Origin of the sequence: Rhizobium skierniewicense (assembly GCF_014196515.1) — a bacterium.
Lineage (GTDB): Bacteria > Pseudomonadota > Alphaproteobacteria > Rhizobiales > Rhizobiaceae > Agrobacterium > Agrobacterium skierniewicense.
Genome location: NZ_JACIDV010000019.1, coordinates 30,994 through 50,902, shown reverse-complemented (window position 1 = coordinate 50,902; position 19,909 = coordinate 30,994). Strand labels below are relative to the sequence as shown.

The 19,909-nt window shown below is 57.4% G+C and carries 18 protein-coding genes and 2 pseudogenes; 14 read left to right on the top strand and 6 right to left on the bottom strand.

Going from position 1 to position 19,909, the window contains the following annotated elements:
• Positions 1 to 147, bottom strand: a pseudogene (locus GGQ73_RS21720) (transposase); the annotation flags it as partial.
• Positions 148 to 281: 134 nt separating this feature from the next.
• Here GGQ73_RS21720 and GGQ73_RS21715 point away from each other — a divergent pair.
• Together GGQ73_RS21715 and GGQ73_RS21710 are read left to right on the top strand one after the other, a co-directional pair.
• The gene (locus tag GGQ73_RS21715) at positions 282 to 590 is read left to right on the top strand and encodes a type II toxin-antitoxin system RelB/DinJ family antitoxin (protein ID WP_183897822.1); all 309 of its coding nucleotides are present in this window, start codon (positions 282 to 284) and stop codon (positions 588 to 590) included.
• A pseudogene (locus GGQ73_RS21710) lies at positions 587 to 855 on the top strand (type II toxin-antitoxin system RelE/ParE family toxin). Before GGQ73_RS21715 ends, GGQ73_RS21710 begins: the two are co-directional and overlap by 4 nt.
• 16 nt (positions 856 to 871) lie before the next feature.
• Here GGQ73_RS21710 and GGQ73_RS21705 read toward each other — a convergent pair.
• From GGQ73_RS21705 to GGQ73_RS21685, 5 genes are read right to left on the bottom strand one after another with little or no spacing between them, the layout of a single operon-like run.
• Positions 872 to 1,987 carry a glycerol dehydrogenase gene (locus GGQ73_RS21705; RefSeq protein ID WP_183897821.1) on the bottom strand — a complete coding sequence of 372 codons (1,116 nt, stop codon included), beginning with the start codon at positions 1,985 to 1,987 and terminating at the stop codon, positions 872 to 874.
• A 30-nt stretch (positions 1,988 to 2,017) separates the two neighbouring features.
• On the bottom strand, positions 2,018 to 2,812 hold the full coding sequence (locus GGQ73_RS21700; protein ID WP_183897820.1) for an SDR family NAD(P)-dependent oxidoreductase: 795 nt from the start codon (positions 2,810 to 2,812) through the stop codon (positions 2,018 to 2,020).
• A gap of 54 nt (positions 2,813 to 2,866) precedes the next feature.
• Positions 2,867 to 4,426 (bottom strand): GMC family oxidoreductase, encoded by a 1,560-nt coding sequence (locus tag GGQ73_RS21695; protein ID WP_183897819.1) that lies wholly within the window; start codon positions 4,424 to 4,426, stop codon positions 2,867 to 2,869.
• Between the two features lie 54 nt (positions 4,427 to 4,480).
• A complete protein-coding gene (locus GGQ73_RS21690; RefSeq protein WP_183897818.1) occupies positions 4,481 to 6,019 on the bottom strand; it encodes a UxaA family hydrolase in 1,539 nt (512 codons plus the stop codon).
• Position 6,020: 1 nt separating this feature from the next.
• Positions 6,021 to 6,692 (bottom strand): GntR family transcriptional regulator, encoded by a 672-nt coding sequence (locus GGQ73_RS21685; RefSeq protein ID WP_174154496.1) that lies wholly within the window; start codon positions 6,690 to 6,692, stop codon positions 6,021 to 6,023.
• A gap of 302 nt (positions 6,693 to 6,994) precedes the next feature.
• Here GGQ73_RS21685 and GGQ73_RS21680 point away from each other — a divergent pair, with 302 nt between their 5' ends.
• The 12 genes from GGQ73_RS21680 (at position 6,995) to GGQ73_RS21625 (ending at position 19,842) form a co-directional block, all read left to right on the top strand.
• Positions 6,995 to 8,107, top strand: a complete 1,113-nt coding sequence (locus GGQ73_RS21680) for an iron-containing alcohol dehydrogenase (RefSeq protein ID WP_174154498.1) — start codon at positions 6,995 to 6,997, stop codon at positions 8,105 to 8,107.
• Positions 8,108 to 8,170: 63 nt separating this feature from the next.
• Positions 8,171 to 9,211 carry a sugar ABC transporter substrate-binding protein gene (locus GGQ73_RS21675; RefSeq protein ID WP_113492351.1) on the top strand — a complete coding sequence of 347 codons (1,041 nt, stop codon included), beginning with the start codon at positions 8,171 to 8,173 and terminating at the stop codon, positions 9,209 to 9,211.
• A 66-nt stretch (positions 9,212 to 9,277) separates the two neighbouring features.
• Complete coding sequence (locus GGQ73_RS21670; protein ID WP_183897817.1) at positions 9,278 to 10,786, top strand: sugar ABC transporter ATP-binding protein; 1,509 nt, start codon at positions 9,278 to 9,280, stop codon at positions 10,784 to 10,786.
• Positions 10,783 to 11,763 (top strand): ABC transporter permease, encoded by a 981-nt coding sequence (locus GGQ73_RS21665; RefSeq protein WP_183897816.1) that lies wholly within the window; start codon positions 10,783 to 10,785, stop codon positions 11,761 to 11,763. Before GGQ73_RS21670 ends, GGQ73_RS21665 begins: the two co-directional genes overlap by 4 nt.
• A gap of 14 nt (positions 11,764 to 11,777) precedes the next feature.
• Complete coding sequence (locus tag GGQ73_RS21660) at positions 11,778 to 12,767, top strand: ABC transporter permease (protein WP_234911057.1); 990 nt, start codon at positions 11,778 to 11,780, stop codon at positions 12,765 to 12,767.
• An 11-nt stretch (positions 12,768 to 12,778) separates the two neighbouring features.
• Positions 12,779 to 13,816, top strand: coding sequence for an aldo/keto reductase (locus tag GGQ73_RS21655; RefSeq protein WP_183897814.1), 1,038 nt, complete (start codon positions 12,779 to 12,781; stop codon positions 13,814 to 13,816).
• Positions 13,817 to 13,852: 36 nt separating this feature from the next.
• Complete coding sequence (locus GGQ73_RS21650; RefSeq protein WP_113492586.1) at positions 13,853 to 14,275, top strand: RbsD/FucU family protein; 423 nt, start codon at positions 13,853 to 13,855, stop codon at positions 14,273 to 14,275.
• Positions 14,276 to 14,318: 43 nt separating this feature from the next.
• A complete protein-coding gene (locus tag GGQ73_RS21645) occupies positions 14,319 to 15,143 on the top strand; it encodes an amidohydrolase family protein (protein WP_183897813.1) in 825 nt (274 codons plus the stop codon).
• Positions 15,144 to 15,286: 143 nt separating this feature from the next.
• Positions 15,287 to 16,765: a sugar ABC transporter ATP-binding protein gene (locus tag GGQ73_RS21640; RefSeq protein WP_183897827.1), complete on the top strand. Its 1,479-nt coding sequence runs from the start codon at positions 15,287 to 15,289 to the stop codon at positions 16,763 to 16,765.
• Positions 16,762 to 17,706 carry an ABC transporter permease gene (locus GGQ73_RS21635; protein ID WP_412762998.1) on the top strand — a complete coding sequence of 315 codons (945 nt, stop codon included), beginning with the start codon at positions 16,762 to 16,764 and terminating at the stop codon, positions 17,704 to 17,706. Before GGQ73_RS21640 ends, GGQ73_RS21635 begins: the two co-directional genes overlap by 4 nt.
• A gap of 11 nt (positions 17,707 to 17,717) precedes the next feature.
• Positions 17,718 to 18,659 carry an ABC transporter permease gene (locus GGQ73_RS21630; RefSeq protein ID WP_183897812.1) on the top strand — a complete coding sequence of 314 codons (942 nt, stop codon included), beginning with the start codon at positions 17,718 to 17,720 and terminating at the stop codon, positions 18,657 to 18,659.
• A 61-nt stretch (positions 18,660 to 18,720) separates the two neighbouring features.
• Complete coding sequence (locus GGQ73_RS21625) at positions 18,721 to 19,842, top strand: substrate-binding domain-containing protein (protein ID WP_327786373.1); 1,122 nt, start codon at positions 18,721 to 18,723, stop codon at positions 19,840 to 19,842.
• Positions 19,843 to 19,909 lie beyond the last annotated feature (67 nt).

The window sequence follows — 19,909 nt, the reverse complement described above, 5'->3', positions numbered from 1 at the left end:
CGTCCATGCCGCCGAACTTGGCCTTCCACTTGTAGATGCTCGCATCACTGACACCGTGCTTGCGGCAAAGCTCCGAGACCGGCGTGCCCGCCTCGGCTCCTTCAGAATGCCGATGATCTGTTCGTCTGTAAAACGGTTGCGCTTCATTCCCTGGTCCTCTCAATGGGCCAGAGCTTACTTCAAAATGGATTATTTCAACGGGGCAAGGTCGTAGCGAAAAGACAAGCGCTAGATTTTGTAATTCAATTGCATTACCAATAGATATCAATCTGGAGATAGCGATGGCTGCCAATGCGCTCGTCCAAACTCGCATCGATGCTGACGTTCGTGACCGGGCGTCCCTAGTTCTTGAAGGTATGGGACTTACGGTGTCAGACGCGGTTCGCATATTGCTGACGAGAACCGCCAGCGAGGGCGTTTTGCCGCTTGAACTTTTTTCAGGCAGCGAGGCTCACGATACTTGGTTTCGTGCCAAAGTGTTTGAGGCGCTAAATGATACGATGCCGGATATTTCCGACGATGAAGTCGAGGCTCATTTCGAAAAGCGTCGGCAAGCTGCGCGCAATAAGGCGGCGGGTATAACGTCTTGAGACTAACCTGGTCTGCGTTTGCCTTACCGGATCGCGATTCAATTTTTACTTTTATCGAGTTGGAGAACCCCGCCGCCGCCATTTTGGTCGACGAGGCATCGTAGTTGCAGTCCGTCGCCTGATCAATTTTCCCGCAAGTGGAAGAGTCGGGAGAATTGCTGGCACACGTGAGCTTGTAATCAGTGGAACGCGTTACTTAGCAGCGTACACAATCATGGACGCTACGGTTCGAGTACTGCGTGTATTACACGGGGCTCAGGAATAGCCTGAATCTTTTTCAATCAGTTAGACCTTGCCTCTTTTCGCTGTTCAGAGAGCATGCTCGCAGTCCATAAACAGTCTGCAATCATTTTTGCGTTGAGTGATACAGGGACTGAATGGATGACGTTCGTTGGCTGCATCGCAAGCTCTCCGACCATGGCAAGATCATCAGGCAAGACATCGTCCAGACCCAGATCAGCAAGCGTGGTCGGCAGTCCAAGGTCGATGCAGAAATCGATAGCCTCATCTAATTCGTCGGGTGCACGGTTTTCCAAAACCAACAGGCAGATAACACCAAAGGCTACCTTTTCGCCGTGGAAAAAGTGGTGGGTCGGCTCCAGCGCTGTCAAAGCGTCGTGAATGCCGTGTGCCGCCGACACGCCGCAGTTTTCGAAACCAAGGCCACTCAGCAACGTGTTGGCTTCGATGATGTTTTCAACTGCTGGCGTCAGCTTTCCGCCGCGCGCGGCATGAAACGCAGCGCGGCCATCGCGCATCAGTGTTTCATGGCAGGCACGGGCGATTTGCATGCCGGCAATCGTCGTTGAATACCCATCACCGATGTGGTTTTTGGATCGTGATTCAAGATTGGAGCGGGCCTCGTACCAAGTCGACAGCGCATCCCCCATGCCAGAGACCAGAAAGCGGACTGGGGCCTGAATGATCAATGCGCTATCGACCAATACGACATCCGGATTACGGCCACAGCGCACAACCCGGTCATAGACCCCATCTGCCGAGTAAATGACTCCAAGCGAACTGGTCGGTGAATCCGTGGAGGCAATGGTCGGCACGGTCACTATTCTGGCACCAAGATTGAAGGCAGTGATCTTTGCCGTATCAAGCGCCTTGCCACCTCCAATGCCGATAATGACACCGGCCCCCATGGCGCTGCCCTCATCGATGCATCGCGCTACTTCAGCATCGGTGGACTCTCCGCAAAACCGAACAAATCGTGTAGCAATGCGCTTTTGCGCCAGCTCTGCTTCGACAGTTAGTCGAAGCGTATCCCAGAAAAAGCCATCGATAATGATGAGTGCAGCCTTTGCCAGAGGTTCGACAAAGTAGGCAAGATCACCAAGTACGCCCTGGCCCTGAACATATCGAAGCGGGCCGCCATAACCGCGTTGTATCATCTTTCGCGTTCCTCTTTGAAATCAGTTGCGTCAACGCAGCGTCAGTCCACCGTCGATCGTCATGATCTCGCCGGTGGTAAAGCTTGCAGCATCGCTTGCAAGGTAAACGGTGGCTCCTGCCAATTCTTCAACGCCACCGATCCGGTTCTGCACCGCCCCTTTTGCCCAGTGATCACGCACGACATCGGGATGCTCTTTCAGCACGTCATCTGTCAGTTCCGTCCTGATGTAGCCGGGTGCGATGGCGTTGACCCGGATGCCGTGTTCGGCCCACTCGGTCGCGAGGCATTTGGTCAGCATGTGAACACCCGCCTTCGAGACATTGTAGGCAGCGTGGCGGAAAGGCCAATTGACGATGCGGCCCGACATGGAGCCGATATTGATGATCGAACCACTTTTCTGGGTGATCATCTGTCTGCCGACAATCTGCGAGACCAGAAAAACGCCATCGAGATTGACAGACATGGTCTGTCGCCACGTGTGGAGGCTGCACTCTTCTGCCGCAGCGGGAAATACGATGCCGGCATTGTTGACGAGAATGTCGATGCGTCCCCAGCGATCAATGACCGCGTCGGCCATACGCTGCACATCCGCCTCATCGGAAACGTCGGCCTGAATGGCGACGCTGTCGACACCGGTCGCCTTCAAATCGTTCACCAAAACCTGCGCTCTGTCCATGGAGGAGCGAACGACAATTGCTACATCCGCTCCTTGCGCAGCCAACGCCTCTGCCAGTGCCTTACCAATGCCACGCGAGCCGCCGGTGACGATAGCCTTGCGGCCTTTGAGATCGAAGATGGTTTTATAGTTGTTCGCGCTAGACATCGGCAACATCCTCCAGTTTTGAAAATATGATCCTGGTCCTCCACACGGAGCGGGTCAGGCGACCGACGACGTTGTGACCGGCTGCATCTTGACCTCACCCCATTGGCTCAGAATGTGGTCTGCCGTGCGTGTCGCTTGCGCGACAATCGTCAGGGACGGATTGAGAGCCGTTGATGAGGGCAGGAAGGACGCATCCACCACATAGAGATTATCGACGTCCCAGACCTTGCAGTGCGGATCAAGCACGGATGTCTTCGGATCATTGCCGAAACGGGCCGTGCCGCACTGGTGCATAGAAACCTTGATATCCATCTTGTTGGTGATGATCAGCTGGTAACCAAGAGAGCGCATGTGGCGGCTCCACACCTGAACGAGTTCGTTGTGGGATTTTAGGTTATTGGCGGTGTAGCTCAGACGGATTTTGCCATCGGCATCGAGTGTGACCCGGTTTTCAGGATCGGGAAGGTCTTCGGACATCAACCACCAGTCGACGCTGCGTTCGGCAAATATTGCCATCAGCCATTCCGGTGCCCAGCGCGCATTTGCCGTCAGCATGCCGCCCTGCAGTTTCCCAAGCCCCTGCACATTGCCCAGCGGATAGGGTTTTTCACTGTTGGCGAGATAATAATCATTGATCGCCATCGACTTCTGGAATGTCACGCGATTCTTCTTGAACGGAGAGATTGCCATCATCGCCGTGTTGTTGTGCGCCATGTAGTTGCGGCCAAGCTGATCCGACATGTTATTGCCAAGACCACGCTTGTGGGCGTCGTTGGCAGAGCGCAAGAGCAAGGCAGACGAATTGATTGCACCGGCACTGGAAATGAACAGGTCGGCAGAGATCGTGCGGGTTTGCCCGGCCTGTGTGATCTCGATTCCCGTCACGCGATTGCCGGTCGGGTCGGTCAACAATCTGTGGACGAAAGCTTCCGTCACCAGATCAACATCACCTTTGGCAAGGGCGGGATTGACCAGCCTGACTTCCGCATCACCCTTTGCACCCAGCTGGCAGGCAAAACCGTCACAGGTGCGACAGCGGATACAACTTCCACCCTGATGGTAATCGATAGCAATGGGCAGAGGAAAAGGACGAAGCCCTTTTTCACGCAGCTTCTTATCGAAGAAAGCGATTTCAGGCTCGTGACCGATAGCCGGATAGGGCATCGGCCCGGAACGCGGTGGCTCCGTCGGGTCCATGCCGGCGGTGCCGTGAGTTCCCATCAACTGTTCTGCTACATCGTAATAGGGTGCGAATTCGTCGTAAGTGACCGGCCATGCGGGTGCAACGCCGGCCTCGTGCTTAAGGTCACCGAAGTCCTCGGCCCGGAAGCGCAAGGTCGCGGCACCAAAGAATTTACTGTTGCCACCAACATAGTAATAGGTGCTGGGATTGAAATCCTTGCCGTCGCGGTCGCGCCATGTTTCCTTGGTTGCGTATTTGAGCGTATGGAAAACAGCATCGACGCTCCAGTTGTCGGGTTCGCGGGGCAGCCGTGGGCCGCGCTCGATCATCAAAATGCTGCGTCCGCGGCCTGCGAGCCGGTTGGCCATTGCACCGCCACCGACGCCTGCGCCGATGATAACGACGTCATAGAAATCTTTGATTGCGTTCATGTCATTCCTCCCGTTGGCGCGCCCATCCCGCGCAGCCACGTACCTTCACAGGCGTTACATCACTGCCCCGACTTGCCAGGGCACGAATTCGTTATCGCCATAATCGTAGGTTTCGCTCGCAGTCTTTCTTCCAGACGCGGTGTCGAGAACCAATTGGAAGATGCGCTCTCCGGCCTGCTCGACTGTTTCGTCACCGGTGACGATGCTGCCGCAATTGATATCCATGTCCTCGCTCATCCGCTCGAACATCGGCGTATTGGTTGCAAGCTTCAGCGACGGTGCAGGTTTGAAGCCGGAGACCGAACCGCGCCCGGTGGTAAAGCAGATGAGATTGCATCCGCCCGCCACCTGTCCCGTCACGGCCACAGGATCGTAGCCGGGCGTGTCCATAAAGACGAAACCGGACTGGGTGATTTTCTCGGCATATTCGTAGACGGCGTTGAGACGTGACGTGCCGCCCTTGGCGACGGCGCCCAGTGACTTCTCAAGGATCGTCGTCAAGCCGCCCGCCTTGTTGCCGTGTGAGGGATTGTTGTTGAGTTCGGCATTGCCGCGCTCGGCGTAATCCCTCCACCAATCGATGCGTTTCAACAGTTTCTCCGCAACGGCGGGCGATGCCGCCCTGCGTGTCAGCAGGTGTTCGGCTCCATAGATTTCAGGCGTTTCGGCAAGACAGGTCGTGCCGCCATGGCGGATCAGCAAGTCGGATGCATAACCGAGTGCAGGATTGGCGGAGATGCCGGAATATCCGTCGGACCCGCCGCATTCCAGCGCAAGCTTCAGCATCGAAGCCGGCTGGGACGTGCGCACATCGCTGTTGATGGCCGGAAGCATGGCCTCGATTGCCGCAATGCCTTCTTCGATCGTGCGCCGCGTGCCGCCTGTCGCCTGGATCGTCATCGTGCGGAAGCGATCTCCTTCCACCAAACCATGTGCTGTCAGCAGCGCAGGAATCTGGTTGGTCTCACATCCAAGTCCGATCATCACCACGCCACCGACATTGGGATGGGTCGCGTAACCTGCAAGCGTGCGGGTCAGAAATGAATAGCCCTCGGTTTTGGTGTTGATGGCGCAGCCACCACCATGGGTGAGAGCAATGATGCCATCGACATTCGCGAAATCGTTCAGTCGACCCGAAGTGGTAAAGTGGCTCGCGATCGCCCGCGAAACCGTGGCGGAACAGTTTACCGAGGAGATGATCGCGATGTAGTTGCGCGTACCGGCCAGCCCGCCTGGCCGCGCATAGCCCATAAAGGATGCGCGTTCGGATACGGGGACAAAGTCTGGCTCGTGGGCGTCGACGCAGAATTCATGAGCAAGTTCGACATCGCCCATGGCCAAGTTGTGGGTGTGAACATGCTCGCCGATGCCGATATCCTTGCTGGCAAAACCGATGATCTGGCCGTATTTGATGACAGCGTCTCCCGCCTTCATGGGCGAAATCGCCACCTTGTGGCCCTGCGTGATCCGCTCGAACAGCGACGCACCGCCAAGTTCGGAAAACGGTGCCGGGTCCAGCGAAACACGGGCAATCAGGACATTGTCGCGGGGATTTAGGCGCAGGAATGGAGAGCCGGTGCTGTAGGCTGTCATGTCAGTCCTCCTCCCTTTCGAACAAGGCGATCTTGTCCTCGTACATATTGGCCATGACCGCGAACGAGGAATCGAGATGGATGCGCATGGCCAGCTCAGCCTGGTCGGCGCTGCGGTTTTTCAAAGCCTTGACGATGGCTTCGTGCTGCTCTGTCACCATTGCGAGATGCCCCGGCACCGGCGCGCTCAGCTGGCGCATCCGGTCGAGGTGGACCTTGGCAAGGGTGATGAATTTCCAGATGCGTGGATAACCGCTGATCGCCGCGATCCTGCCATGCAGCGCGTCGTCGGCGTCGAGATATCGATCCAGCGTGTTGTTGGCCAGAAGCGTTCGCATACCCGCCACCATCGTGTCGAGCTCCGCAATATGGGCATCCTTGATGAGTGTGGCAGCCTTGCGAACGCTTTCGATTTCAAGCGCTCGCCGTATGACGAAACCTTCTTCGGCGACGGTAAAAGAGATGCGGCTGACATAGGTGCCGGAATGCGGAAAAATATCCACAAGGCCTTCTTCGGCAAGCCGCTGGAGCGCCTCGCGAACCGGCGTGCGTGACACACCCAGCTCAACACACAGGTCTTTTTCGGAGATCACTGCACCGGGCTGCATCTCCAAATGCACGATTGCCTGGCGGAGCGACCCATATATCAATTCGGATTTTGGAGCGACCTTCATCTTTAGTGTGTTCCTAGCGATTTCAACCTAAAGCCTCAGAAAACAGGCATTTCTATGGTCTATAATTTCCGTTGACAGACGAATTGTCATCTGCATTTATATAACTCATATATTAGTTGGCGGCGCAAGTGAAAATTTACCGCCGCCAACAGGGGAGGAGAAGCATCGGTCGGGAGCCCGGTGTGATCCAGCAAAGAGCAGGAAACCAACGGTGATAGTCATTGTTGTGCGCGAAAGGACACGGCGTCGCCTGTCCTTCGTCTTCAACTCTGACAAGCCTCGTCAACAGGTGAATACTCGACATGGCCTTGATCAATTATCTGACGCGTATCGAATTTGAAGAGGGGGCGATTTCACGCTTACCGGCGCTTCTTGCTGAGCTGGGCGTGCACCGACCGCTGATCGCGACCGATCGCGGCCTCGTTTCGACCGGGTTGGTGGAGCGGGTTCTTGGCCTGTTTTCCGAACGTCCCATCGTGTTTGACGGAACACCCGCCAACCCGACAGAAGAGGCGGTCGAGGCTGCTTATGCGCTCTATGTCAAGGAAGGGTGCGACGGGATTGTCGGGCTGGGCGGCGGCTCTTCACTCGATCTTGCCAAGGCTGTCCGCTTGCTCAGCGGCCATGAAGGACCGCTAGCGCAATATACTGCTGTCGAAGGTGGCGCATCCCGCATTCATGGGCGCATCTGCCCCATGATTGCCGTGCCGACTACATCCGGCACCGGCTCCGAAGTTGGTCGCGCGGCTGTCATCATTACGGCTGAGTGCCGCAAGTTAGGTATATTGAGCGGCTTTATGTTGCCCAGCATAGCGCTGTGCGATCCGGAATTGACCCACGGGCTTCCACCCTTCCTGACTGCGGCCACGGGCATGGATGCACTGTCGCACTGCCTCGAAACCTATATGGCGCCCTCCATCAATCCGCCTGCCGAAGCTATCGCCCTCGATGGCCTGAAGCGTGGCTTTCCCGCTATCCGGCAGGCGGTGAAGAATGGCCAGGATCGCAAAGCGCGCTGGGACATGATGATGGCGGCGCTCGAGGGTGCGATGGCATTTCAGAAAGGGCTGGGTGCCGTGCACGCTCTGACCCACCCCCTTGGAGCGATCAGGGAACTCAACCTGCACCACGGCACGCTCAATGCCGTGCTGATGCCAGCGGTGCTGCAATTCAATCGGTCCGTCATCGGCGAGAAATGGGATGTGCTGACGAACATTCTGGATGGTGAACCAGATGCTGTCATCTCGGCGCTCAATCAGGACATCGGAATGCCCTCCGGGCTCGGTGCCATGGGTGTGACGGAAGCCATGATGAACAAGGTTTCGGGCGAGGCGCTGAAGGATCATTGCCATGCAACGAACCCGCGGCTGGCCACGAAAGAAGACTATCTGGAGATCATGCGCCAGTCGTTTTGACGGCGGCGAAGGGAGATGAGACGGCCGGATGGTTCCGGTCGTGTTGACGGGAGGAAGTTATCTATGTCTGACACTGAAATCGGAATGCAGGGTGAAGAGACCGGTCTCTCCAGCCTCAAACTGACGCGACGTGGCGTGTTGAGCGCAGGCGCCGCAATGACGGTGGCCGCAGCACTCGGCAGACCCAATTTCGCCTACGCGCAGGATTTGAAATTCTGTGCGTCGCTGGGCTGGACAGTGTGGGAATCGGGCCGTCACATCGTCAATGGCTATAAGGATGCGATACAGCGTCTGGGTGGGTCGTTGACGATCGCCGACGCCAATTACGACATCAAGAAGCAAGCGGACCAGATCGCGGCATTCGTCGCCTCCAAGCCCGCCGCCATCTTCATCACACCAGCCGATGCCGCAGCTATATCTCCAGCCGTGCAGGCCGCTGTCGCTTCCGGTATTCCGATCTTCTGTGGTGACAGTTATGTGCCCAACACCACCGTTACCTCGACTGCCATGTCGAACAATTTCGGCCTGGGTGCTGCCGGTGCGGAATATATCGCCAAGCGCCTCAACGGTAAGGGCAAGGTGGCGCTGGTCAGTCTTCCTTCCAACGAATCCTGGGACCAGCGCACGCTCGGAGCGCGCTCTGTCTTTATCCGCTTCCCCGATATTACAATTGTTTCGGAAATTGCATTTGCGCTGGGCGGAACCACGACGCCACGCCAGGTGGTGGACAATATTCTGACGGCCAATCCTGAACTGGACGCCATATGGTGTGCTTGGGATGGCGCCGCCTCCGAAGGCACGCTTGCCATCCGCGCAGCCTCCCGCAAAGTGTTCATCACCGGCATCGATGGCGGCAAGCAGTCCTTTGAATACATCAAGGCCGGATCGCCCTTCGCACTGACGATGGCGCAAAGCTTTTATGAGATGGCCTACATGAACGCGTTTTACGCGCATGAGGTCGCAGCCGGGCGCAAAGCGCCACGCTTCGTCATCACGCCGTCCTACGCCGTTACCCAGGACAGTTTGAAAAACCTCTCCGAGATACCGGACAATTACGACCAACCCGGTGAGGCTCTCAAGCTTGGCTGGCCACGCGCACTCTAAAGCGCATCCATCAAAGGCGGGTCCGAAACGTTCGGCCCGCCGCACACCAACAATCGGGACATGATAATGGCCACCGTATTGAGCATGCGGCAAATCGAGAAACGCTTTGGTGTCGTCAAGGCACTGGATGGCGTTCACTTCGAATTGGAAACCGGTGAAATTCATGCGTTGCTAGGTGTCAACGGCGCAGGCAAATCGACGTTGATCAAGATTTTGTCGGGCGTCTACGCCAAGGATACCGGAACAATTGAAATTGCTGGCAATCCGGTCGAACTGGGAACGCCAGCAGCCGCAATCGCGGAAGGCATAGCCTGTGTCCAGCAGCACCCGGAGCTGGTCAACGACTTCACCGGTGTCGAGAATATCTTTCTCGGAGAAGAGGCGCACAAGCCGGGCCTTACCGGACGCATCAACCGTTCTGCCATGCGGCTGGCCGCACAAAAGTTGCTGCAACGGTTCCCTATCGAAATCGATCTCGAACGGCGCGTTGGCGAAATGCCAGCCGTGGACAGGGAAATTGTCGCGGTGCTACACGCCCTACGGCGTGACGATATTAAGATTTTGATCCTCGACGAGCCGACCTCTACCCTGACAGAGCGTGAAAAGGCATCGCTTTTCCAGTTGATGCGCACGCTGAAGGCGGCCGGGATCGCCATCATCTACATCACTCATCGCCTCGAAGAGGTGTTCGAAATCGCAGACCGTTTCACCGTGTTTCGCGGTGGCCGCAATGTGGCGACCTTCACTGCGAAAGAAGCGCTTGAGGACGGCGTTTCCATTCCAGAGCTCATGCTGGACGAAAAGTCCGGCGACATCTTCCCTCCCAAGGCAGACGGTGCGGGCGGTGACGTGATGATGGAGGTCAAGGGTCTCGAAAAGAAGGGACTGTTCACAGACATCAGCTTCACCCTCCGCCGTGGGGAAATTCTCGGCATTTTCGGCCTTGTCGGATCAGGCGTGGATGAATTGTCAAAAGCGCTCTTTGGCGTGATGCGGCCAGATGCAGGCGAAATCACCATCGATGGACAACAAATCAAGTTGAAAGACCCGCACGACGCGCTTCGGCGCGGCATCTTCCTTGTGCCCGGTGACAGGCGCACCGAGGGTCTGACTTTGTCAAAGGACGTGATTTTCAACACGGTGGTCGCGCATCTCGGCAAGGCCTCTTGGGCCGGCGGCCTCATGCGCTTCGGGCGCAACCGCAAGGCCGCCGAGGATCTGGCCAGACGCGTCGCGCTCCAACCGCCAAAGCTGGATCGGCCGGTCAGCGCCTTTTCGGGCGGCAACCAGCAGAAGATCGTGATCGCGAAAGGGCTCTACCGCGACGCCCGGATCTATATCTTTGTGGAACCGACCGTGGGTGTCGATATCGGCGCGCGCGCAACGTTGTATGCACTGATGCGGGAGTTGTCACACAAGGCCGGGGTGATCGTCATTTCGTCCGATTGCGATGAAGTCCACGGTGTCGCTGACAGGTCGCTTGCTCTTTACAAGGGGCGTCCCATCGCCCAGACGGACGCGGCTCCTAGCCGTGATCAGCTTCTTGCTGCAGGTATCATGGGGGTTCGGTCATGAACGAAGGTTTCAAGGTTCCACCGATCGCGCTTCGGCTGGGCGCATTCATTGTACTGCTTGCGTGTATCGCCGCCTTCTTCCAGACATTCGCGCCGGTCTATCTCAGCAATGGCAATCTGCACGGACTTTTGCGCCATATGGCCGTCAACGGTCTGGCAGCCATCGGCCTGACATTCGTCATCGTCGTCAGGCAATTCGATCTTTCATTTCCCGGCGTCGCATCCCTGGGCGCCATGACGCTCGGCTTTCTACTCGCAGCCGGTTATAGTCTCAGCCTTTCGATCAGCGGCGGCATCGCTATCGGCATCCTGGCCGGTGTGCTCAACGGCACTGTCATCGCCTATCTGCGGCTTCCCGATATCGTCGCAACCATCGCAACGGGCGGCGTCGCAATCGGACTGTCCTATTTCTACAGCAACGGTACCTCGATCTCGGAAAACTTCTTCATGTCGGGCATTCTCGACCTGAACGATGCCAAGGTTCTGACCTTCGATATGCCGGTTGTCATTCTGGCCGCAGCCGCAGTCATTGCCGGGATTGTGCTGCATGCATCGCGTTTCGGTCGCGCCTTTTATGCAACCGGCGAGAACCGCGTATCCGCCCGCTTTTCGGGTATTCGTGTCAAACTTTATGTACTGGCAGCCTTTGCGCTCTGCGGCGCCATGTCCTGCCTAGCCATTACGCTTTTGGTCGCTTCCTCGGGCGCGGCGAATGTGACGGCCGGCAACCAGTTGCTGATGCCGGCATTTGCTGCGGTCTACCTAGGAGCTGCTCTGTTCGGAGCGCCGTCCATTCCGGCAACTCTTGCTGGCACCTTGCTGATGTCAGCCATGCTGAACGGCTTCACGCTGCTCGCCATCCCCTACTACTACAGCGATGCGATCGTAAGCCTCGTGCTGATCGCCGCAATCTCGATTTTCGACCCTAAACTGACAGCGGCGCTGGGCAATCTGCTCGGCGGTCGCATGGCCCGATGACGGGAGGAAAAAGGATGACCGTATTGAGCGAAAACATGAGAGCGCAGCGGACGCGCCCGGATATCGAGACATTTTTTGTCCGCTATGGGCTCTTTCTTCTGGTGCTGGCCGCGTTCATTCTGTTCGCCTGGTTGAGACCGACTTTCGTCAGTGCTGGCAATATCAATGACATGCTACGGTCTGCAAGCATTGCCGCGATCATGTTCCTCGGACTGACCTGGATCATCGCAGCTGGTGAAATCGACGTCAGCTTCATGTCGGTGGCTGCACTAGCCAATATGATCGTCGCCGGTTTGGTACAGGCGGGTTACGGCTGGCCGCTTGCATGCTTATGCGGTCTTTTGGCGGGCGTCGTCATCGGCCTCATCAATGGCGGACTTGTTGCGGGTTTCAGGCTGCCTGCGCTGGTCATCACCATCGCAACAGGCGGCCTCGCAGGCTCAATCGCTGCCGCCATCGGCCTTGGCACCTCGATTTCACTGTCATCGACTGGCTTCGTCGGGTCGGTGTTGTCTGCAAATCTTGGCGTCGTTCCGGTCATCGCCATCGTGGTGGCTGTTGTTTACGCTATGTTCTACGTCGTTCAGGAACATCTCACCTTCGGCCACTATCTCTACGCCATGGAACAGAACCGCGCAGCAGTCGTGGAAGCAGGCGTACCGGTCAACCGCATCCTGTTTTTTCTCTATATTCTGTCAGGCGTTGTCTCTGCACTCGCCGGCATTCTGCTGACCGCCGATCTGTCCTCTGGTCAGCCTTACATAGGCAGTTCCTATTTCATCGACGGGCTAACGGCTGTCCTGCTGGGGGGCATGGCGCTGAAATACGGCAAACCCAATGTCGTAGGTACATTGGCCGCCGTTCTGCTGCTCGCTGCCCTTTTGAGCGGTGCCGCCCTTCTCGGCTGGACTGACCAGCAAAGGCAGATCGTTCGCGGCCTGCTGCTTCTCTTCGGCGTAACCGTTGTCGTCTGGGCGCGTCGCCAGAACCGTGCAAAAATCTAAGGCAAAGCATCATGAGCAAGACAATCAAGGCATCCACCCCGCGCCCCGTCGGCAAGACCGGGCTTGAGGTCACGGCACTCGGTATCGGCAGCGCCCCGCTCGGTGGTCTCTATGCACCGGTTACAACGGCTGACGCCGTCGACATGCTGCAAGCCGCCTGGGCGGCGGGCATCCGCTATTTCGATACGGCCCCCATGTACGGCAATGGACGCTCGGAACACTTGGTGGGTCAGGTGTTGCGCGAAACCGGCGAAAAGAGCTTTGTTCTTTCCACCAAGGTCGGGCGTCTGATGACCACCGAAAGGGCCGGTCGCAAACTCCCTCCGGCGCCGCCAAAGAACCCGCTCGACCCCGGCTGGTGGAACGGCCTGCCGTTTCGTGAAGTCTTCGATTACAGTTATGATGGCGTCATGCGCAGCTTCGATGACAGCCAGCAGCGTCTAGGCTTCTCCAATCCCGATATTCTCTACGTTCACGACATCGGCCGCGTCACCCATGCGGATCTGCATGATCACCACTGGACCGCATTGACCAAGGGCGGTGGCTTCAAGGCGCTAACGGAACTGCGGGCTGCGGGCGATATCAAGGGTTTCGGCCTTGGCGTCAACGAATGGCAGGCCATCCGTGATGCGCTCGATGAGGCCGATCTCGATTGTAGCATGCTGGCCGGTCGCTACACGCTGCTCGACCAGGATGCGGAGCGAGATTTTCTGCCGCTCGTGCAAAAGCGTGGCATGGCGCTGGTCGTGGCAGGTGTCTATAATTCGGGCATCCTGGCATCGACGTCGGCCAAGCCGAAGTTCAACTACGCCGATGCGCCGGTCGAGATCATCGAAAAGGCGGATCGTCTGCGCACGATCTGTAATCGCTTCGAGGTACCGCTACCCGCCGCTGCCATCCAGTTTCCCATGCGCCATCCGGCCACCACCTGCGTCGTCATCGGTGCCAAGACGGCGGCCCAGCTCAACGGAAACGTCGCTTGGTTCAATCAGGATATTCCCGAGGAGCTTTGGACAACGCTGGAGACCGAAGGCCTCATTGGTGCGTGATGCGCCGCCCATTCATTTTCACAGGAAGACATGATCATGCTGAAGAATATTCATCCTCTGCTTACCAGCCAGTTGCTGTCAGTGTTGGCGGATATGGGCCACGGCAACGAAATCGCCATTGTTGATGCGAACTTTCCGGCAGCCGCCTGTGGGGAACGCCTGATCGACATGCCAGGCATTCCCGCCACTGATATCGTCGATGCCATCCTCACCGTTTTCCCGTTGGACGACTTTGTCGATCAGCCGGTGAGTTACATGCAAGCTCCCGGCGAGCCGCTGCCGATCTATGCGGAATTTGCCGCCTGTGTCGAGAAGGGTGAAGGGCGCAAAATCGCGCTTGCCGGTATTGAACCATCTGACTTTTACCAGCGTGCAACAAACGCATTTGCCGTCATCGCGTCCGGCGAGCGCAGGCTCTACGGCAATATTCTGCTGAGAAAAGGCGTCGTCCGCCCCTGACGCGTCGTGCGCGGGAGGAGAATGTCACAATGGGGAGGACAATATGCTGGATTCCCATCAGCATTTCTGGATGACGAGCCGTACCGATTACGGCTGGCTGACGCCAGAGTTGGGCTCGATCTACCGGGATTTTATGCCCGATGACCTACGGCGCGAGATGCAGCGAGCAGGCATCAAGCGTACTATTCTGGTTCAAGCGGCAGAGACCGAAGCGGAAACCGATTTTTTGCTCGACATTGCCGCGAAAACGGATTTCGTCGCAGGCGTGGTCGGCTGGCTGGACCTCGATTCCGATGGGTTCGAAAGCAGGCTCGCGCACTATCGTGCCAATCCCCTCTTCGTCGGTGTCAGGCCCATGTTGCAAGGCCTTCGCGACGACGATTTCATCCTGCGACCACGGGTACTGAAAAGCCTGAAGGCCATCGAGGCAGTGGGCGTGCCGTTTGATATCCTCACGTTCACACGCCATCTTCCGCACGTGGCGCAAGCCCTTCAGCATGTACCGAAGCTGAAAGCCGTCGTCGATCACATCTCCAAGCCAGAAATCGCCGCTGGTCAGTTCGAACCCTGGGCAAGCCACCTGCGCGATATTGCTGCCTATCCGAACGTGTCCTGTAAAATCTCAGGAATGGTAACCGAGGCGTCGCCCGATTGGCGACTGGAGGACTTCCGGCGCTACGTTGACCATGTCGCATCGGTTTTCGGTGCGGACCGGCTGATGTTCGGCAGCGACTGGCCCGTCTGCCTGCTGGCCGCCAGCTATGGCGAGGTCTGCAATCTCGCCAGAACGCTCCTGTCCGCGCATTTCGACACCCATCAACTCGCTCGGATTTTCGAGACGAATGCCGCTGACTATTACGGCGTCTGAAACAGCCATGCCGTCACCCATGAACGGAATAGAGACATGACGCTACAACGACATCTGATGACCGCCGCCAAGATAACGGGAGGAGCAAGCCGTTGAGCGATGACGTTGGTGAGAGAAACAACGCAGATACGCCGGTGCTGGCAATGCGCGATATCGAGAAATCCTTCGGCCCGGTCAAGGTTCTCAAGGGTGTGGATTTCGAGATCCGTGCCGGTGAAGTGCATGCGCTGATGGGCGAAAACGGTGCGGGCAAATCCACTATGATCCGTATTCTATCGGGTACGCACCAACCGGATAACGGCGAGGTTCTGCTTGAGGGGAATGCAGCCCGCTTCGCACATCCGCGCAGCGCCCAAAGTGCCGGTATCGCGGTGGTTCATCAGGAATTGCTGCTGTTTCCCGACATGACGGTTGCTGAAAATATCTTTCTCGGTCACGCGCCCCGGACATCCATCGGAACCATAGATCGCGGGACCATGCGTGAGGAAGCGCGAAAGCTTCTGGTGCGGCTCAATTGCCCTGATCTGGATGTGGACGGCATGGTGGGTCAACTCTCCGTTGCCAATCGCCAGCGCGTCGAAATTGCCCGGGCGCTGTCCAGAAATGCGCGGGTTCTGACCATGGATGAGCCGACAGCCGCGCTTGCCGAGGCCGATGTGGTCCGACTGCTGGATGTCGTGCGCATGCTACGCCGCGATGGCGTCGGCATCGTTTATGTCAGCCATCGGATGAACGAGATTTTCCAGATCTCGGACCGCGTTACCGTTCTTCGTGACGGAAAGACCATCTCGACCAAACCGATTGCCGACGTAACGGAGGCAAGCCTAGTCTCGATGATGGTTGGACGGGAGATCACCCATCTCTTTCCCAAACAGGATGTGGAGATGGGCGCGACAGTTCTTGAGATCGCCAATCTCTCTTGCACCGGTCGCATCGAAAACGTTAGTTTCAGCGTCAGGGCGGGCGAAATTTTCGGGATTGCCGGGCTTGTCGGTTCCGGGCGCACGGAACTTGCAGAAACGATCTTCGGCGTCACGCCTTCGTCTTCCGGTACCATCCGCCTCAATGGCGAGCCGGTCAAGATATCCAGAATCCGTGATGCCATCGACCTCGGCATTGCCTATGTGCCGGAAGATCGCGGCCAGCACGGCCTCGTGCGGCAGCAAAGCATTCGCGACAATGTCGTCATGCCCATTCTCAACAGGATTGCCAAGGGATGGATGGTTGATCGCAGCCGTGAACTGAAACTGGCTCAGACCGCAATCGAGCGTTTTGCGGTTCGTGCCAGAGGGCCGATGCAGATCGTCGGAGAACTCTCCGGCGGCAATCAGCAGAAGGTCGTGATCGCGAAGTGGCTGGCAACCAAGCCCAGGGTTCTGATCCTGGACGAACCCACGCGCGGTGTCGACGTCGGTGCGAAATCCGAGATTCACAAATTGATGGTCGAACTCGCAAGGGAAGGTATCGCCATCGTGATGATCTCCAGCGAGTTGCCAGAGGTCCTGGGCATGAGTGATCGTGTGCTGGTGATGAACAGCGGCAAGGTCGCCGCTATCATCGACCGTGAACACGCGACGGCGGAAACCGTCGGCTCAGCCATGATGCAAGGACGGGCAGCATGATGAAGACGCGCTTTCAAAAGATCATCGGTCAGGAGATCGCACTCGCCGCTGTCATCGTCCTGCTGTTTATCGTCGTCACCGCGATCAATCCGCGATTTCTGTCTGCCAACAATCTATCCACCATCTTCGTTGGAAACGCGTATGTCGCAGTGGCAGCGATCGGCATGTCACTGGTCATCATTTCAGGGCACATCGATGTTTCCATCGGCGCCTTGATCGGCGTGCTCGCCACCATATCCGGTCTTCTTGTGACCAACGGATATCCCGTCTGGTTCGCTTGGATAGCCCCAATCCTTGCGGGTTGCTTCATCAACGCCTGTCTTGGTGCACTCATCGCCTATGTGCGCATTCCCTCGATCATTGCCACGCTTGCAATGCTCTCCATTCTCCGGGGGCTGCTGATCACGGTGACGGGCGGGGCCTGGATTTCCGGACTGCCGCCGGCCTATCAGCTGGCCCAGTTCCGTCTCCTGGGACTGCCTGTGCCCATCATCGCGATGGTCGCACTCACCACGGCGATGGCCTTTATCATGGCGCGCACCCCGTTTGGCAGGACCGTCTATGCCGTGGGGGGCAACAGCGAAGCCGCAGATGCTGTCGGAATTTCGCACCAGCGCACAACGGTGACGGTCTTTGCCATTCATGGATTGTTTGCGGGTGTGGCCGCGATCATGTTTGCCACGCAATTGCAGGTCATCCAATCGACGGTGCCGAACGGGCTCGAACTGCTGATCATATCGGCTGCGGTGGTCGGTGGTGTCTCCATTCTCGGAGGCATCGGCACTGTGACGGGGTCAACCCTCGCTGCTATCCTGTTTGCCGCCATCGGTTCCGCGCTGATCTTCGTCAATGTCTCCGCTTACTGGCTTCGTGCGGTTCAAGGCACCCTCATTCTCGCGACGGTCCTCGCGGATGTCGCCAGACGTAACCGGGCAGGGTGAGGACTAGATCGATGAATTACAAAATCCTTTTTCGGCACGAAACGTTGCTGTTTTTGATCCTTCTGTGTGTCGGCGCCGTGCTGGCCCAGCAGAACGACCGGTTTCTCACAAGTGCCAATCTGTTGAACCAGACGCGGTTGATGACCGAACTTGGTCTGATCGCCGTGGCCATGACGTTCGTTATCATCACCGGCGGCATTGATCTGTCGGTTGGCTCCATTTTCGGTCTGTCCGCCATTCTGGTGGGGGAACTGTGGAAAATGGGCGTGCCGTTGCCACTTGCGGCAGTCCTTGCCATTGCGGCGGGAACCCTGGGCGGCATTGCCAACGGCATCATCATCACGCGATTTCGCGTACCGCCGCTGATCGCAACCCTCGCAACGCTTGCTCTCTACCGCGGCCTCGCCGAAGGGATAAGTCAGGCGCAATCCGTGCGCGGTTATCCCGCGTGGTTTCTCAGCCTGGGGCAAGGCGACTTTCTCGGCATACCGGTACAATTATGGTTGCTGGCGGTAGTCGTCATCATCGCCATCGTCATTCTGCGGGCGACCCCGATTGGTCGCGCCGTCTATGCCATCGGCAACAACGAAGCCGCCGCCCGTTACTCGGGCATTGAGGTCGACCGGATCAAGCTGTGGATCTATGCCGCGTCCGGTTTTCTGGCCAGCACCGCCGCCGTCGTCTTCGTTGCCCGCGTGTCGACCACACGTTCTGACATGGGAACGGGGCTGGAACTCGACGCCATCACGGCAGTCGTTCTGGGGGGGACCTCGATCTTCGGTGGTCGTGGCACCATCATCGGCACGCTGCTGGGACTGATGCTCATACAAGTCCTGAAAAACGGGTTGTCGCTCTCTGGCGTAAAGGGCGATGGAACGGTCATCGTCATCGGCGTGGTTCTCATCGTCGCCGTCGTCATATCCAATCTGGTCAACCGCTTCTCGCGTGACTGACCATCCATCAACACGCACCCGAAAAGGGCGTGCAACGTGAACATAAAGAGGAGGAATTTTTATGCGATCCATTATCACGACCTTACAAGCGGGCGCCTTTTGCCTGGCAAGTCTAGCGCCGATGGCGCTGCATGCGCAGGAGGCGACATGGACGGGTGGCGACGGCGCCCCGACAAATCCGCTGGCCTGCGATTCAGCAGCACCAGCCGTTGATCCCGGCGCTTATAACGGCGCAAGCCCGACAAATGCTGTAGACCGCAAGGGCAAGCAGATAAAGATTGTCGATGTACCGAAGCTCGTCGGCATTGGCTACTTCATGTCCAGTGCAGCAGGTGCACAACTTGCCGCCAAGGAAATCGGCAGTATGCAGGTTACGACAGATGGGCCGACCAAGGCCAACATCGATGAGCAGATTACGTCCATCGACAACTATGTCACCAGCGGCATCGATGGAATCATGTTATCGGCAAACGATCCAGTCGCTGTGGCCCCAGTGTTGAAAAAGGCGCTCGAAAGCGGCATCAACGTCGTCACCTATGATGCCGACGCCGAGCCCGATGCCCGTCAGTGGTTCATAAATCCAGCCACGGCCAATGGTGTTGCCAAGACGCTCATCGACCAGCTTGCCGAGCAGATTGGCCAGGATGGTCACTTCGCCATTGTAACCTCAACCTTCACAACGCCCAACCAGGCGCGCTGGATCAGCGAGATGGCGGCATACTCAGCCAAGTGCTATCCGAAAATGAAGTTCCTGGAAACGGTAGAGGCGCAAGAGGACAACATCCTGTCCTTCAATCAGGCGCAGACCCTGATCAACAAATACGGCGATGAGCTTAATGGTATTGTCGGCATGACAAGTGTTGCGACACCGGCGGCATCGGAAGCCGTACAGCAGAGCAATCTCTGTGGTAAAGTGTCCGTCGTAGGTCTTGCCTTGCCCAACGCCATGAAGCCCTACGTCAATAGCGGCTGCGTAAAGTCCGCCGTGCTGTGGAGCACCGAGGATATGGGTTATGCAGCCGCAACCGCATTGCGGGCCCTTGCCGACGGTACGCTCAAGCCCGGGGACAAGACCTTCAAGGCCGGAAAACTCGGTGATCTCCAGATCATCAACAAGAGCCAAATCCTCCTTGGCGCACCGAAGGTCTTTACCAAGGACAACATCGGGACATTTAACTTCTAACTAAACATAGTTGAGGTCGGTGCGGCAATGGCCGGGCCGACTAACTCCCGATCTCAGGCCAATCAAA